The 16,915-nt window shown below is 31.1% G+C and carries 18 protein-coding genes and 3 pseudogenes; all 21 read right to left on the bottom strand.

What is annotated here, in order from left to right; translation table 11 throughout:
- Positions 1-290: 290 nt before the first annotated feature.
- On the bottom strand, positions 291-920 hold the full coding sequence (locus tag ARADI_RS18190; RefSeq protein WP_238149375.1) for a glycosyltransferase: 630 nt from the start codon (positions 918-920) through the stop codon (positions 291-293).
- A 296-nt stretch (positions 921-1,216) separates the two neighbouring features.
- A complete protein-coding gene (locus ARADI_RS09565; protein ID WP_147392398.1) occupies positions 1,217-1,426 on the bottom strand; it encodes a hypothetical protein in 210 nt (69 codons plus the stop codon).
- Positions 1,427-3,170: 1,744 nt separating this feature from the next.
- Complete coding sequence (locus ARADI_RS09560; RefSeq protein WP_202864200.1) at positions 3,171-4,406, bottom strand: polysaccharide deacetylase family protein; 1,236 nt, start codon at positions 4,404-4,406, stop codon at positions 3,171-3,173.
- Positions 4,407-4,792: 386 nt separating this feature from the next.
- Positions 4,793-5,146 (bottom strand): AAC(3) family N-acetyltransferase, encoded by a 354-nt coding sequence (locus tag ARADI_RS09555; RefSeq protein ID WP_119711893.1) that lies wholly within the window; start codon positions 5,144-5,146, stop codon positions 4,793-4,795.
- A gap of 254 nt (positions 5,147-5,400) precedes the next feature.
- Positions 5,401-5,697 (bottom strand): hypothetical protein, encoded by a 297-nt coding sequence (locus ARADI_RS09550; RefSeq protein WP_119711892.1) that lies wholly within the window; start codon positions 5,695-5,697, stop codon positions 5,401-5,403.
- A gap of 950 nt (positions 5,698-6,647) precedes the next feature.
- Positions 6,648-6,830: a hypothetical protein gene (locus tag ARADI_RS09545; protein ID WP_202864199.1), complete on the bottom strand. Its 183-nt coding sequence runs from the start codon at positions 6,828-6,830 to the stop codon at positions 6,648-6,650.
- Between the two features lie 211 nt (positions 6,831-7,041).
- Complete coding sequence (locus tag ARADI_RS09540) at positions 7,042-7,290, bottom strand: polysaccharide deacetylase family protein (RefSeq protein ID WP_202864198.1); 249 nt, start codon at positions 7,288-7,290, stop codon at positions 7,042-7,044.
- Positions 7,291-7,413: 123 nt separating this feature from the next.
- Positions 7,414-7,890, bottom strand: a complete 477-nt coding sequence (locus tag ARADI_RS09535; RefSeq protein ID WP_202864197.1) for a DUF7033 domain-containing protein — start codon at positions 7,888-7,890, stop codon at positions 7,414-7,416.
- A gap of 127 nt (positions 7,891-8,017) precedes the next feature.
- Positions 8,018-8,551: pseudogene (locus ARADI_RS09530) on the bottom strand (AAC(3) family N-acetyltransferase); the annotation flags it as partial.
- Between the two features lie 15 nt (positions 8,552-8,566).
- Positions 8,567-8,845 (bottom strand): AAC(3) family N-acetyltransferase, encoded by a 279-nt coding sequence (locus ARADI_RS09525; RefSeq protein ID WP_119711890.1) that lies wholly within the window; start codon positions 8,843-8,845, stop codon positions 8,567-8,569.
- Between the two features lie 419 nt (positions 8,846-9,264).
- Complete coding sequence (locus ARADI_RS21005) at positions 9,265-9,489, bottom strand: oligosaccharide flippase family protein (protein WP_119711888.1); 225 nt, start codon at positions 9,487-9,489, stop codon at positions 9,265-9,267.
- Positions 9,490-9,706: 217 nt separating this feature from the next.
- The gene (locus tag ARADI_RS09515; protein ID WP_119711887.1) at positions 9,707-9,910 is read right to left on the bottom strand and encodes a hypothetical protein; all 204 of its coding nucleotides are present in this window, start codon (positions 9,908-9,910) and stop codon (positions 9,707-9,709) included.
- A 138-nt stretch (positions 9,911-10,048) separates the two neighbouring features.
- The gene (locus tag ARADI_RS09510) at positions 10,049-11,140 is read right to left on the bottom strand and encodes a DegT/DnrJ/EryC1/StrS family aminotransferase (RefSeq protein WP_119711886.1); all 1,092 of its coding nucleotides are present in this window, start codon (positions 11,138-11,140) and stop codon (positions 10,049-10,051) included.
- A 35-nt stretch (positions 11,141-11,175) separates the two neighbouring features.
- Positions 11,176-11,757 (bottom strand): annotated as a pseudogene (locus ARADI_RS09505) (acyltransferase).
- A 17-nt stretch (positions 11,758-11,774) separates the two neighbouring features.
- Positions 11,775-12,173: a Gfo/Idh/MocA family oxidoreductase gene (locus tag ARADI_RS21715; protein ID WP_439647100.1), complete on the bottom strand. Its 399-nt coding sequence runs from the start codon at positions 12,171-12,173 to the stop codon at positions 11,775-11,777.
- A 31-nt stretch (positions 12,174-12,204) separates the two neighbouring features.
- Positions 12,205-12,465: pseudogene (locus ARADI_RS21710) on the bottom strand (Gfo/Idh/MocA family oxidoreductase); the annotation flags it as partial.
- Between the two features lie 112 nt (positions 12,466-12,577).
- On the bottom strand, positions 12,578-12,718 hold the full coding sequence (locus ARADI_RS21705; protein ID WP_439647096.1) for a hypothetical protein: 141 nt from the start codon (positions 12,716-12,718) through the stop codon (positions 12,578-12,580).
- A 38-nt stretch (positions 12,719-12,756) separates the two neighbouring features.
- Positions 12,757-14,067 carry a nucleotide sugar dehydrogenase gene (locus ARADI_RS09495; protein ID WP_119711885.1) on the bottom strand — a complete coding sequence of 437 codons (1,311 nt, stop codon included), beginning with the start codon at positions 14,065-14,067 and terminating at the stop codon, positions 12,757-12,759.
- A gap of 888 nt (positions 14,068-14,955) precedes the next feature.
- Positions 14,956-15,882, bottom strand: a complete 927-nt coding sequence (locus ARADI_RS18185; RefSeq protein ID WP_238149341.1) for a glycoside hydrolase family 3 protein — start codon at positions 15,880-15,882, stop codon at positions 14,956-14,958.
- Positions 15,883-15,980: 98 nt separating this feature from the next.
- The gene (locus ARADI_RS18180; RefSeq protein WP_238149340.1) at positions 15,981-16,628 is read right to left on the bottom strand and encodes a glycoside hydrolase family 3 N-terminal domain-containing protein; all 648 of its coding nucleotides are present in this window, start codon (positions 16,626-16,628) and stop codon (positions 15,981-15,983) included.
- A gap of 22 nt (positions 16,629-16,650) precedes the next feature.
- Positions 16,651-16,815, bottom strand: a complete 165-nt coding sequence (locus ARADI_RS18175; protein WP_238149339.1) for a hypothetical protein — start codon at positions 16,813-16,815, stop codon at positions 16,651-16,653.
- Positions 16,816-16,915: the final 100 nt, after the last annotated feature.

Genomic DNA, 16,915 nt, shown 5'->3' with positions numbered 1-16,915 from the left:
AGATTTTATGTCCTAACTTTGAATAACTAATTATCTATTATTTCAAGATACATAATAAGGCGGAAGAAAATTATTTTATCTGTTAATTACTGAAAGATAGAAATTAAGTAATTTCTTTTCTTCAATATCCCAGTTATATTTTTATTTAACTGCCTGTTGACCATCCCTACCTACCCATAATCTCTGCTTTTTCAGGGTTTGAAATGATAAAATTAATACTTTCAGAAATTTCTTTAGGATCTAATGGATCCAACACAAATTCCACAGCTATTTTTTTCTATAATCGTTTTCTATAAAGGAAAATTTGATGCAATAACCGGGGGATCCCCTGCCCCCATATATTCAAACATTTTAATTGATAAAGCATCAAGATAATTAATTATGGAATGTAGGGTAACTAAACCAGCGACTGAGTCACTAAGTATAGCAGAAACACCTTTTCTATCTAACCAGCCTTTTTCAATAACGCGATCCCATGCTGGCTTTTCTGTTACTATTTTTTTGAAAATCTGCTCGGATAATTCACCCGCTAATACCAATTGTGTTGGTTGTTTAACATATTCCATGGCTTCAACAATCTCATTAATACCTCTGATCTTAGTCAAACCCCCTATATAACACACATAATTTTTTTTATTCGCCCAATTAGTATCATTTTTGGAAAATTCATCAATTATGGGATAATTATTAATATCTATTGAATTAACGCCCATATTGATAAACTTATCCCGAATATAGGGAGTGGCAGAGATAACGCCATCAAATTTACAACAAGCCCAGCATTCATAAACAGCAAAAATTTTAGCCAATAATTGCTTGGCGAATTTATTAAGATAGGGCTTTGCTAATAGTTGCTTAGGGACATCCTCATGGGAGTCAAAAATAACTTTTTTACCTAATTTTCTTAATTTTAAGCCAATAGGAATCAGCTTCGGATCATGCAGATGACAAATATCAGCATTTACCTCAATTGCTTTCTTAAATATAAGCTTCGGCGCATTACAAATACGATCTAAACGTACCTTGGAAGCACCTACGTCATAAATACTTATTGATCTTTAATTTCATCTTTTTTGCCATCTATGACAATTTGAGCAATTTGATAGCCATATTTAACTAATGAGACACATTCTTTTAAAAAGATACGCTGGTCATGACGAGAATGTGCAGATGTAATATGGACGATTTTATATTTATAAATCATGGTAGATTTCATTTAATATTTTTTCTTGTTGTTGCCAACAATATTTTTCCGGACTTGAAAAATATTTTTTTGAATTTGAGCATAATTAAGTTGAAGAACTGCATTAAGGGTATTTTTAAATCCTTCAATCGTGTTTTCCGAAGCTACAACTCCTATTTTTTCTTGTTCAACTAATCTTTTCATTTCAAAGAGATTTGATGTAATAACTCGTATTTCTGCCATTAAATACTCAAATATTTTATTTGGTAAACAATACGTGTCGTTCAAACAAAAACCCTACATAAAAACAATTCCATAATCGGCAGAACTTGTATAATTTAGCAAAGTATCTGGGCTAACATACTGATGAAAAAAACTTTATTACTTATCTTTGCCTTACTTTTAACTAAATTTTCGAGTGAACCACACCGCATACAGACTAATACATTTCCATTCATTTTATGCATTTCAAAATATTCTAATAATATTTCAATTCCACGTCCTTTTCCCAAGATACCTTGATAAAAAAATATTTTTTGATCATCCCTAATACAAAAAGTTTCCCGAAAAATGTTTTCTTTAGATTGTTCTTTATAATTAGGACAATTAAGAATTAAATAAGGTTTAGTAATTTCATAAAAAGCTTGGCATAATCTCTGGCTATTGAATCGCTAACTACAATAATTTTGTCAGCAAATCGAATAAAAAATTTTTCAATTAAATATTTTAACTTAATAGGTAATTGAGATTCATAAGGTATATCATTTATTGCATACTCATGCGAGTCATAAACTTATCGTCAGTTTTTTATTAAATAATCGGCAGAAAGCTCCCATAGACAATGCATTTAAGTCATTACAATGTGGAATATCAGCATTTTGATATGAATTTTACTAAAAACTCAAAATATTTTATTAATTAAACTGGACGTTTTTTGGCCAACCCTTTGATTGTAATACTATCCTATGGACATTTATACCTGAAATTCCCTCATATTCCTTTAAATTATCGCTATGCAAAGCGACGACAATGACATCAAAACCAAAGGATTTAAGTGAGTGAACGACTAGATTTTAATACTCTATTGTCTTTAACAAAACCATTCAAATCTCCTCCTACTATTTTATCTATTATATTTTAATAATAACCTAAAACATTAATTCTTTTAGTAAGATAATTTTTCAAATCCTTTAAATATATTTAATCTAGTAAATGATTTTATATTCTATGAAATTACTTTTATTTTTAATAATCAAGTAATCAATATTCACTAAAAATCTAAAAAAATTTTACTTCTTTTTAATGATGTGATGATAATATTATATAAAATTTAATTAACTATAATAAAAATAAAAAATGTATAATCTTAAAAAGTTATAAAAATTCACCTTCTCTTATTAGCTTTAATTTATATCTTTCTATGAATACAAGAATATCCTATAACAAACTAATCAGTTATTAATTTAGCTATTTCACCAAAGTTAAAAAAATAATCTCTTTAATTAAAAGTTAATTTTCAATAAATAACATATAAAATAATTATAATACCTTCTTTGTTAACATATTATTTTATTGTTTTCTTACTAAACAAAATTACAAAAGCTATCAACGTTATAAACACGAGTAAAATAAAACTTTTAAAACTAAAGCTTGGCTATTTACACCAAGTAAAAATCTATAATCATCCCCAAAACAAAAAATCTGTAAGATTCCCTATAACAAAAAATATAAAAACAGTAATATTTATTATACTCACCTAATTTACTTTTTTTATCAACTATCCTAAGCAGATAAAATGCAATAATTGGTGTAAATAAAAACCAAAATCTAAAACATTACTCTTTCCTCAGCGTTATTCTACATTTACTACTCAAACAGCATTGATACACCTCTTTTAATTCATTAGAAAGAAGTGAAGAATTATGCCATAGCAGCGAAAAACAGCCATTAACTTTATAACAGATGTCTTTTAATTTCAAAATTCTATTTAATGCTTTATATCTCCCACACCCAACCCTAAATAAGTTGATTCAATAATAGTAGCCTCCATCACGATTAATAGGTGAATACGAATAGCTAATTGCTGTTGAGTTATCGGGTTAAATGCTGGATATTCAAAATATGTACCACAGCGAAAGCCAGGGCTATCAGCATAACCAAGCGTAGAATCATAATCCATGCCCGCATCATTCCATGCCTGAAGCGTTGTTGGATGCTCCCAGCGTAAATAATGCATTCGCCCTCCCCCTCCCCAGAAGGACTGTATTATGTTTTCTTCTGTGCAAATTTTTTTCAGTCGCTCCGCCTCAGATTTGATCAAAACTGGATGTTGATAGGTACCATAACTAGGATGTAAGCATATTTCATGACCCCGATTATGGATACGACGCATCAATTGACGAATAACTGCGTATTCTGGCTCATAATTAGCATCTCTTCTTGCATCAGTACGGCCACAAATAAAATAAAAAGCACTTTGTAGATTATTTGCTTCTAACACATCCATAAGCCAATCAAATGTATTATAAGGATCAGTAGAATGTAATTGCGTACGAGTAGTTAACTTTAAATAAGGGGTAGTGACCAATATTCTAATTTTGTAGTCTTTAATTAGCTCATTCACCATTATACGTCCAATTGATAACCATGGCGTAAAAGCATAACTAGACCTATCCATATCATGGGAAACCTTGATACTAAATGTATGTTGCTTTAATACTAACTGTGGCCAGACCCGCTGAATCACCTGCCCAAGAATGATCAACCATTCGTCTATAAATGGCCGTTCAAGATAACCATGACTAAATGCATGTGATGAGCTAGCAGGAAAGCGCTGATAATTATCTAAATCATGACTTTCTATTTCTTCGAGTCTATTTAACATCCAATAGATCAGACCGAGAATATCAGAATGTATAGTCGCCCCTTTTTCGTTAAATTCAATTAGCGGACTCATTAACTTAGTAGCGGATGGAGCAGGAATAAGATCATCAATTGGCGCGGTAAAATTTTCCGCTGAAAGTCTCCATTGCTGGCATGCAAAGTCAGATTGTGAACAATAGAAAATACTTTGCAAGTTATTAAATATTATTGATTGTTCTGAATTGGATAAACATAACACTAATGTTGAAAAATTAAGGTAATAAAAATGAAATAAATGACCATACCGTTCATTTAATAGGGTTTGTAACCAAATCAGTGTAGTTGTAGCTAACTTATACATATATCTAACTTTCCTAATACTATTAAGTATAATAGTATATTATAAATATTATTTTATTAAAAAAATTTAATAAATAATTTTTTGATAATTTTTCTTATTATAAAAAGGGGGATTTTATGTAACTGATCCCATCGCCTAATATTACAATTAATACAATCTTTGGAATCACAAATACTAAATTTACTATCCAATTCTAATATTTTTTTGCAATCCTATAAGACTCCTTCGCGGGTACTATTATTGAATAAGCTTTTCCAATTCTACCTGCCTGAAGAATTCCTTCATTAACATAATGAGAATAAAACTTATAGTAAGAGTCGGAACAAAGCCCAAAATCTTTTCTCTTAAAAATTTTATACTATCCATCAATAAACTTATAATAAACCCTATTTAATAGGAAAAATATTTAATTTAAGTAAACCCAAATCTGCTTCTGCTAGGTGAGCTGTAGTAAACCCAAGACTATTTTTCACACAGCCTATAAGTACGCATTTCCCATATAAATCGATTAATTTTCTAATGGGTTCATATGCAGGAGAATTTTCATTATGATCTGCAGTAAAATAACTTGCATATTTACCTATAGCGATATAGGAACACATTGGATGCTTAATTCTTAATGCATTTGGGTGTCTTAACATTACATTCAGTAAAGCCCTAACGTAGCTTTTTTTTGATATATCAAATGCATCTTCAATTTTTGGTTTTTTTATAAATGAACCCCAGCTAGTGAACGCCACAACGAAATGATAGTTCCACCTTCACCAACCACATCTAATAGTGCATCAACAAAACCAAAAACTCCTCACTCAATACGACCAATTTTGCCTAAATCTGCTCTGATGAGTACAACATCGTTTTTACAAATTCCTAAACTATATAATTATCGAATAATAACATTTTTTGTTAGCACTAAGGCCTCAAATAAAAAAATTTATTTATTTTAATATAACTAAATGTATTCTTGTAATTATATAGAAGTAAGCGACTAACGTTATTTTTTATAATAAATTTTATTACTATCAATAGATAGAAAAAGTAAGATTAGCGCAACAAATAATCCATGAGTTAGTAATGTTGTCAACAAATCGGATGAAATTAAAGCATCCCTAAGCGGAACAACGACAACACATAGTACAAACCAAACTGAAACCCCTCTGGTGGTAACATAATCTAATATTTTTAAAATAAATCCTAAAATAACAGCATAAATCATAATACCAACTAATCCAAAATGCGCATATCCACTAGCAATAAACCCATTATTTACATGAGAACCAGTTTCCTTCATAATTCCCTATAAGCTCAACTAGTGACAGGCTATATGAATATTCAATAAAATGTGATTAAAAAAGAGTTACTCCAATGTATAAAATGATTCTCTGCAAAAAAAATAAAAATAATCATAGCTAAGTTTTGCAGGAACAAAAAATACCCTTCGGATAAACATAGAGGGCGTTAACATGTCATCAAAAAGAAGAAAATAAGAAAAGCAAAATTCTTTTTTAGCAATGCATAAGCCATTAAACATAAGATAAATACTTTATAAACTCAGCCATTTATATAGCTCATAATACCAACGCTTGCTAATTTATTACTTAATTTTCGAAATTGGTAAACTTTAATAAAGTCCAAGTTAAAATATTTATAAGCATAAAAAATACCACCAAGTGACTAATAAAATAAAACATTATGACAGCAATTTTGTTACCATTTTTAATATGCAGGGTTTTATCCTATTCACTAATTTAGTTTTTTAAAAAAATATATATAAATAAAAAGTTATTATAGTAAAGGGTTAATGTTTTTACTTGACAAACCATAAATACTTCTTAATGGTGTTACCAATGATTAAGTAATTAGCATAAGAAAATAATCACTCGACTTATATGTACAATTAAGAGTAAAAGTTAATACTATTAGTAAAAATAATCTGGATAGTAAATATTTTAAGATTGATATATTTAAATTAAAATAAAAATATTTAAAATAACATATAACTTATGTCTAAGTTAATTTTAAAGATAATAAAAAAATATTAATGGTATAATTTTTAAATATATACTATTTAATATCAAGGAAACTTGAATGTCTTTTTAAAAAAAATTAACACTATTCCAATTAATCTTTTAGAATTGTTTGATACATACTTTTTTAAACTCAGATTCAAACTCAGAATTATACCAAAGTAAAATGAAGCAACCACCCACGGATCTATAATTTTCTTTTAGCTGTAATATTTTATCGGTTTCCTCCGTACCAACTACCAACTTTTAGCCCAATATTTTCTGCTGAAATAACACTACATTCCATCACTATCAACGGTCTTATTCGAATATCTAAAATACGTTGTGTTATTAGATTAAATACTGGATATTCATAACATGTACTACAACCGAAACCTGCCCTATCAGCATAGCTCAAAATGGAATCATAGTTTAATTTGGCATTATTCCAGGTTTGTAATGTTGTTGGCTGTTACCAACGTAAATAGTCGTCCGCCCCATTCAATTTGCTGAATACTTTCTTTGTTACATATATTTCTAAGTCGATTAAACTCTTGGGCAATCAGTTGTGGTTGGAGGTATGTATTATAACTAGGGTGTAATCCAATTTCATGGCCTCTTGCATGTATTTACCGCATAAATTTTCGGATAGCCATATGTTGAGGTTGATAGTCTGCATCATATACTGTATCAGTACGGCCAAAAATAAAATAAAAGGAAATTTTTAGATTATTCTTCTCAGATACATCCATAAGCCAGTCAAATGTATTATAACCATCAGCAAAATGTAACTTTCTATTTATCGAAGTAAATAGTTTGATATAGAATATTACCAAAAATGCTTTAACATTATGTCGCTTAATGAGATGCCCTGCCATTATGCGCCCAATTGTTTTTCAAGATTTAAAAGCATAAAGACTAGGACGATCAACATCATGAGAAATTTTAATACTAAATTGATGTTTTTTTAATTCTAATTGTGGCCAGATTCGTTTAATTACCTAACTTAAAATATATAGCCATTGATCCACAATAGGTCTTTCAAGATAATTATTTTTATAGGCATGGCAGTTTATCGCTGGAAAGCGACCATGTCTGTCTAAATCTATTCGGCCAATTTCTTCAATACGATTAAGCATCCAGTAAGTCAATCCTAGGATATCATAATGGATTTCAATATTACCTGAATGATCTCTAATTAATGGATTCTGTAAACCACTGACACCAAGTGCGGAAATCCGCAGGCCTAGTACATTGGTCCAGCCTTCTCTCTTAGCATCCCATAAACAACAAGGAATATCAGAACGGGATTGAAAAAAAGACGCTATTAATTTCGAGAATAAAATATAATTCTGTGTTTGTCCGGCTAAACTGAGTTTTAATGCTTGATTTTGATAAGACAATATAAATTTATGCCCAAATCGCTCCTGTAAAATAAGACAAAGCCAATCGAGTGCATTTAAAGTAAAGTTTGTCATATTTTATCCTTCCCAAATTTGAATCACATAGAATTGTTATTTAATAAGCAAGGATACCTATAATAGTTCGATTAAACCATTACACATCTTTCTCTCATTTTTCGCAAAATTTTTTATGATATAAATATTAACTTTTTGAAGCAAATTTAAACTTTAGGAACAGTTTTTTAATAATTTTTCTTACTACAAAAAGGGGGATTTTATGCAACCGATCCCATCTCCTGACATTACAAACAAAACAATCAGGGGAATCACAAATATTAAATTTATGATCCAATGCTAATGAATAGGCTTTACCTATCCTGCCCGTCTGAAGGATTCCTTCATTGACGTAGTGAGAATAGAATTTATAGTAAGAATTGGAACAAAGCCCAAGATCTTTCCTTCTAAAAATTTTATATTCTTCAATAGCAGATTTATAATAAACCATATTTAAGCTAGGAAAAATATTTAGTTTAAGTAACCCTAAGTCTGCTTCTGCTAAATGTGTCATAGTAAAACCTGGACTACTTTTAACGCATCCTATAAGTACACATTTTCTTTCTAAATCGATTAATTTTCTAATGGGTTCATATACTGAAGAATTCTCATTATGATCGGCTGTTAAATAACTGACGTATTTGCCTATAGCAACATAAGAACAGATTGGATGCTTAATTCTTAATGCATTAGGGTGTCATAACATTGCATTAGGTAAGGCTCCAGCATAGCTTTTTTTTGATATTTCAGATGCATTTTCAATTTTCGGTTTTTTGATAAATGAACTGCCTTTAGTGAAAGCTAAAGAAATGATAGTTCTATCTTCACCAACTGTATCTAATAGTGCATCAATAAAACCAGACGCTCCACCTTCAATGCACCCAATATTTCCCAAATCAGCTCTAATTAGCATAACATCATTTTTACCAATTCCTAAATTATACAATTGTTCAACAATAACGCTTTTTGTTAACATTAAAACCTAGAATAAGAAATTATCTACATTCAAGACTTACTGGAATAAAAAAGCACAGAATATAAAAAATAAAGAGGATAAGCTAAAAAAATAATTAACGTAAAGCTTTCAACTTTTCCCTTAGCCATATATCTTAGTAAAAAACCATATAAAATATAAATAATAGCCAAACTTGTTATTAACAATACAATATTAAATAACAAATATATATTCTTTTTTTCCATTTCAGTATCAATTTTACTCACCGTCGATACAACAAATCTTATAAAAAATAAAGGACAAATCAATTTTGCATAATATCCAGCCACTCTCCACCAAATACAAAAATAAATAATGTCTCTACTGTCAGATAAATAAAAAAAATAGTGGAATTCCTATAATTAGCAATTTATTAACTGCACTATTAAATAATTTTATTGCTAAAGCTGTTTTTTTCTTGACTCGCTTGTTAAAAAAACCTGCCCTATCGAACTACCAATTAATGTTGAAGGCATTCCAAGTAAACGTTGCATAAGAGAATAAAAACCTAAAGTAATTATATTAAATAAAGACGAAATTAAAATACTAATTAAATGCTGAGATAAGTTATTAAATAGAATCGCTAAAACTGAATATTTTAGAAATGTTCTATAACGCTTTGGCAAAAAAAATTGAAATTATCTGACCCGAAATTAATCCACTAGCGTCTGTTTTTACTAATCCAATACTCAATTGTATTACAGCTAAGAATATAGATTTAATAACAACCGCATTTTTTAAGTCTTTATAGTTTTTTCTTCAATTATTAAAATAATTTAATAAATTAAATAGTCCTATGAAAAATACAGATAACGGCAAAAAATATAACCAGAAACCTATCACTTAATTATCTATCAATTTAGTGAAATAATCATTAAACCCAATTGCAAGCAACATAAAAAATAACGATAGCATACAGTTGATAATAAAACCTAAGGCAAATATATTTATCGCATCTTCATCTTTTTCAGGTAACATGATTGCCAGTTCATATCTGGCATTAGCAATACCCCCTAAAATAGCTATTATTGAAATAAAAAGTGCCAATACACCAAAGTCTTTTTGGGGTATAAATTCTTGTTAGCAAAGGGCTTATTGCTATTGCTATTACCTGTGCAATAGTTGTACCTGTCATTAAAGTTACTACATTACGAGCAAATTCAGTTTATGGCACTATTTTTTTGATCACAAAAAGAGCCATTTTAACACCTGAATTATTTTATCCTGTGTACTTTCTGTCAAATATGGATGCATTGGTAAGCTGATTACTTTTTCTGCTATCCCATCACCAACAGATAATTCTACTGAATTATCTGCAACAGCAGGTTGTTTATTTAAAGGGATGGGATAATCAACTGCTGTAGGTATGCCTGCTGTTTTTAATTGAGTTTGTACTAACTCGCGATTTTCCGCTTGAATAGTATATTGTGCATAAGCGCTGGTATTATATGTTTCAATATACGGAGTTGTTGTTATACCTGCTTGATTTAACATAAAATCATAACGTTTAGCGACTTGCTGGCGCAGTTGTATTTCTTCGGCAAAAATTTCTAACTTTGCTAATAATATCGCCGCTTGCAAAGTATCCAAACAACTATTAACACCAACTCGGATATGATGATAACGGCGATCCTGACCATGTCGCGCAATCTGTCTTATTACTAATGCTAATTGTTCATCATTAGTAAAAATTACGCCACCATCACCATAGCAACCAAGCGGTTTACTTGGGAAAAAGCTGGTACAAGCAATTGTCGTTAAATTACATGAATAGTTGCCTTTATAGGTCGCGCCAAAACTTTGCGCGGCATCTTCGATAACAAGAATATTATATTTGCTGACAATCGTGTTAATCGCATCAAAATCTGCACATTGACCATAAAGCGATACCGGAATAATCGCTTTTGTTCTTGCCGTGATAGCGGCTTCAAGTTTTTGCGGATCTAAATTATAAGTTTTTGGGCATACATCAACATATACTGGTCTAGCGCCTAACAGTGCCACTGTTTCAGCGGTTGCTATATATGTAAATCCTGGAGTAATTACTTCATCACCAGGGCCAATACCAAAAGTCATTTGAGCAATCTGTAACGCATCAGTACCATTGGCCACACAGATGCAATATTTGGAGCCAACATAGTCTGCAAGTTTTTCCTCTAATTCAGTAACTTCTGGCCCAAGAATATATTTACCATGATATAATATGCTTTGAATAGCCAGATTGATTTTATTTTTAATACGCGCTTGTTGGGTGTTCAAGTCAATAAATTGCATCATTTTTCTATTATCGCTTTTAATCTTTACTATCTGGTTTATGTCACACGCTCAACTTTATTGTCTCTTAAGCGATATTTATTGCCAGTATGGGGACAAATTGTTTCCGCATCTCCACTCAATGGCAGTTCCAATTGCTCGCCAAATTCACTCATCCAACCAATCTACTTAGCTGGTACACCAACCATTAACGCATAGTCAGACACATCTTTATTCACTACTGCTCCTGCACCAATAAATGCAAATTTTCCAATGGTTATCCCACAAACAATAGTGCAATTAGCCCCTAAGGTAGGCGCCTTTTTTAATGAGTGTATTCTGATATTGATCTTTACGCTCAATCAGCGAGCGAGGATTATAGACATTAGTAAACACCATGCTAGGCCCACAAAATACGCCTTCTTCAAGGATGACATTATCATAAACAGATACATTATTTTGAATTTTACAATAATTTCCCAATGATAACTTTATTACCAACAAAAACATTTTGCCCTAATGAAACATTTTCTCCTATAACCGCCCCACCACAAACATGCACAAAATACCATACTCAAGTTCCATTGCCTATTTGCGCTCCTTCATCAATAATAGCGCCGGGATGGCTGATAATAGCTCATGATATTTACCATAATGATTACTTAATTAATTTAGGCAGAAAAGGATAACCTTCTTTCGCTTTAGCCATAGTAGGTGATGTAGATCTTATCGTATCTACTGTTTCAATATAGTGGCACGTATCATTCAAACCATAACCACGTCCTGCTAATATCTCTTGATAACTAGTGGTATGCAAATCAGTAAACCCTTTAGAAAACTCAATTTCCTCATCATCAATAGTAATTGAGCGATAAGTTGTTTGTTCGCCTTTAACTGCTTCAGGTAAATCTTTGGCATCTATAGATAAGAACCAACGAACTCGCGCTTTTTCATATTCGAGATAACCCTCTGCTTTTTGCTCATCGGTGTAATGCAATTCATTTTTTTCTAACTTACCAAATATAAAATGGAGCATATCAAAGAAATGTACTCCAATATTGGTTGCAACCCCAAATGATTTGCGGGGATCAACTTTCCATATACCATTTGTCGCGGGAAGTAATATAAGTTAGGATAACATCATATTTATCGGCTCTATTATTGTGAGCCACTTTTTCTTTTAGTCCTAAAATTGCCTGATAATCTTGCAATTGCAGAATATTATAAACTTTTTTACCCGTCTCTTTTTCAACTAAAGCTAGTTCATCCAACTGCTCAAGTGTTGGAACTAAGGGTTTTTCACAAATAACATCACAACCAAGACGCAAACCGGCTGTTATATGGGAAAGGTGTAAATAAGTTTGGCGAACATATCACTACATAGTCTAATTTTGTAGCTGAGTTACGCTGTAAATGATGGGCATAATCATAAAAACGCTCAAATTCAGTAAAAAACTCGCTTTATGGAAATATACTATCAATAATTCCAACTGAGTCATTGATGTCATAAGCGACAGTTAATTCATTATTAGTTTCTGTAATTGCTTTCATATGACGAGGCGCGATATAGCCTGCTGCGCCAATTAAAACAAATTTTTTCATAACATTTAATCCATTAACTTAAAATTAACATAGTGATATTACGCTTTAACTATATTTTTTGCGGGTTCGCGATAAATTCCACGAGTATCAATGAGTAACTTTGCATGAATTTTAATAAGTGGATAGTCAAATTTATCATGATCAGTTGTTAAGACAAGAGCATCAAATGAATTGATACTTTCTGCTGTAAGGTCTTCACTGGATAAATCGAAATGATGCTCGCGCATATGAGGAAATTTTGGCACATGAGGATCACTATAAAAAACGATAGCACTTTTTTGTTGAATAAGTTCCATTAATTCCACTGCTGGGGACTCTCTCATGTCATCAACATTTTTCTTATAAGCAATACCTAATAATAATATTCTACTACCTTTTAATGCCTTACCTTGTTTATTTAGGCCATCAATCAATTTATTCAAAACATATTCAGGCATAGCTCGGTTAATTTCACCCGATAATTCTATGAATCGAGTATTAACACCATATTCTCGTGCTTTCCAGGTTAAATAGAATGGGTCGATAGGAATACAATGTCCACCTAATCCAGGCCCTGGATAATAGGGTGTAAATCCAAATGGTTTTGTTGCTGCGGCTTGGATAACTTCAAAAATATCAATATCCATTTTATCTGCGACGATTTTCATTTCATTAACCAAACCAATATTAACGGCACGATGAATATTTTCCAATAACTTAGTCATTTCAGCAGCTTTCATTGAGCTCACTGGTACTACCTTATCTATTGCTTGACTGTAAATTGATTGACCAATTTTCAGACATGCTTCAGTACATCCACCAATTACTTTAGGGATAGTTCTGGTTTCAAAATTAGGATTACCCGGATCTTCACGTTCAGGAGAATAGACAAGAAATATATCTTTTCCAACTTTAAAACCTTTTTCTTCAATTCTGGGTAATAATTCTTCTTCAGTTGTACCAGGATAAGTTGTACTTTCCAAAGATAATAATTGTCCTTTACGTAAAAAAGGTTGAATTTTCTCCATTGTATTAACAATAAAGCTAATGTCAGGTTCTCGATATTTATTTAAAGGGGTAGGGACACAAAGAATAATAACGTCACATTCAGTAATATAAGAAAAATCCGTTGTAGCTTTAAAGTTATGTTGTTTAGCAGAATGAATTCTTTCTGAAGAAATATGTTCGATATAACTTTCACCGTTATTTAGTTGAGTTACTTTAGTATTATCAATATCGAACCCGATTACTTTATAACCAATTTCATTGTATCTAAGAATTAAAGGTAAACCAACATAGCCAAGGCCTACAATGGCAATAATGGCGGATAAATTATCAATTTTTTTTTCTAAATTACTAACTGTTGACATGTCTAATCCTAAAACTTTTATTTATAAGTAAAATCTTAAACAATATTTATATATAAACTACAAACATTTGTTCATAGTTTTAACAGTTATTTAATAAATGTTTTTTAGCGACGATACATCAATGTAATTAATCATACTAATGCGCTTAAACATCAGCAGATGATTCCAATTGAATATCACTAAGCATCAATAAATATGCCCATTAGCAAAATTAAAACACATAAAAAAGCAATATCCATAGCCACAAGAACGCAAACATATTTACACTCATTCAATAGAGAAATTATTTTGCATAATTAGAAATTAAGTATTTTTTATTGAATAATATAGTTGGCTTTCATATCGGTTATCATTTTTTTATTGGCACTTCAAAATAGTCAATAACTGAACTATAATCAGCAAACTCTTATCGAATAAATAATAATTCAAAATTACTAAGATTCTGTATAAAAATAATTACTTATTAAAAAATTTACTTTTCATAAATAATACAAGTGATTATTTATGAAAAATTATCTAAAATAAATAACATTATAAATACAAAACAACTACAACTAACGTGACTATTAAAATAGGGTATTAATAACGATATCAAAAAGACACGCTACCGCCCCAGGCTTAATAGCTACCTCTACACTAACTAAGAATGATAAAATTTGCGCGGATTATAAATCTTTTACATTCAAACAAGAACATTTGTACGATAAATGTTGTTACAAAAAAACATATAATTTTGATAAAAATAAAAAAATACTTCACTATTATACAGATATACTTTACTCAAAAAATTTTTATTTTTGAGATAATAGTCATGTTTTATAAAAAATATAAAAAACAATAAGTTAGCTCAATATTGAACAATTCTATAAAATATATTAACTAATAATTTCATTTATAACCCAAACCATATCCATAAGGATAGAGAATGCGTTCTAAATCGGGTGTTTTGATATCAACCGGAAATTTACCTGTCGGTAAATTCATTAAGCGCTTATCGGGGGTGAGAAATAGGGTTCTTAGTCCGCTACCAATGTTAGCTTCTAAATTATTTCTATTATTATCAGTCGCATCAAAACGGGTAATACCATAAATGGCAATATTGGCTTTCACGCCTTGCAGATAAGCAATATCGTAAGGATTATTGGTCGATATGACCGCCACTGGGATAGCATTACGATTGGCAACATTGAGTATCCGCTGAGTATTAACGGGCGCTTTCTTTAGATTATAGGTGGCTAAAATAATAAGATCTGTATGTTGAATTTCTGCGGCTAATTGATTTTCCGATCTATCATCCGCCATCATTGTAACGACATCATCTTGAGTAGTAATAACAATATTTAACTCATTCGCTATTGCCTGTAGATGTTTTTTAATTAATTGATTACGGGCTTTTTCATCTAAAAAAATAACAATTTTATTATCATTTTTTAATGGAAATGGCAGTAGGTTACTGTTTTTTATTAATGTGATCGCATTGTCAGCCACCATATTCTCAATATCTTTATCTATTTTTACTGCAACAACTTGTTGCGCTTGCTGGGCAGACTTATCTTCTGCTGAAATTCTATTTTTTAATTTGCTAAGTACGACCAGATAAGCTGATTCATCAATCCGACGCTTTAATTCAGCATCGTTTTCCGCTTCAGTTTTTAGATAGTGATAGAGTTGTTCTAGTTTAGTAACATCCTCAATATCCCTAATTTTTAATGGCATTAAAATAATGTCATTGCCGGCCAATATTGCTTGTTTAATTGCCCAGCGATTTTCAAAGTTATTGGCAATAACCCTCATATCCATCGCATCGATGATCACTAAACCTCAAAAATTAAGGCTATTACGTAATAACCCAGTCAAAATTGGCTTAGAAGGTGTTACCGGCACCACACCAGTTAGTCGATTATCTATGGTAGTCAGTTTATATTATCTAATGCAGGCATCACGATATGAGCTGTGATGATTGCATCTGCATTTCTCATGGTATGCATAAATGGGAGTAACTCAAATTTATGCCATTTTTGCTGATTAATGTTATGCTGATTAATGTTAATTGTTAACAAGGATAAATGGCTATCAGCAGTCACGTTTCCATGACCGGGAAAATGTTTAATTGCCTTTAAAACACTATATCGATGAATTACTTGAATATAACTGTTGGCCATTTCAGCCACTAGCTGTAGCCTGTCTGAATAAGAACGTACACCAATCATAGGATTAGCTTGGTTATTATTGATATCAACCACTGGCGCAAAATTAAAATTAAAGCCTAAATGAGTCAGTTCATAACCATGGATCATACCAACCAATTCACTCAGCTGTTTAGAACGCGTTGCGCCTAATTCCATATTACCCGGCATCTCAGTACCATCTCGTAATCGCGTGATATAGCCACCTTCCTGGTCAACGCTAATAAATAATGGTAAGTTGCTGCGAGTCTGTTGCAGCGCATTAATCAAGTTTACGGTTTGTGGCGAATCAATTAAATTGTCTCTAAATAAGATCACTGAACCTAAATGATAATGGTGAATAATATTGGCGATTGCTGGGTTAGAGTTGGTCATCGCCATAGCATTTTTTTTTGCGTCAATCCCCCCAATGACGAAACCCCAACATTAACATTTGCCCCAGCTTTTCTTCAAAACTCATGTGACTAACTAGTTGTTTAGCTTCTTCCTTTGTTGATTGCCATAGATCAGCTAATTGTTGATGGGTAATCACTTTCGTAGAACAAAAAAACTTAACATACACAATGATAAAGCCATTTTATTCATTTTTATTCCTACATTGATCCGCCAATAAACCGTTAGCCATCCGATGTTAAATATTTGGGATACAATATACTGATTCT

Origin of the sequence: Arsenophonus endosymbiont of Aleurodicus floccissimus (assembly GCF_900343025.1) — a bacterium.
Lineage (GTDB): Bacteria > Pseudomonadota > Gammaproteobacteria > Enterobacterales > Enterobacteriaceae > Arsenophonus.
The sequence above is the reverse complement of the archived record's forward strand: the minus strand, read 5'-3'. Positions and strand labels throughout refer to the sequence as shown.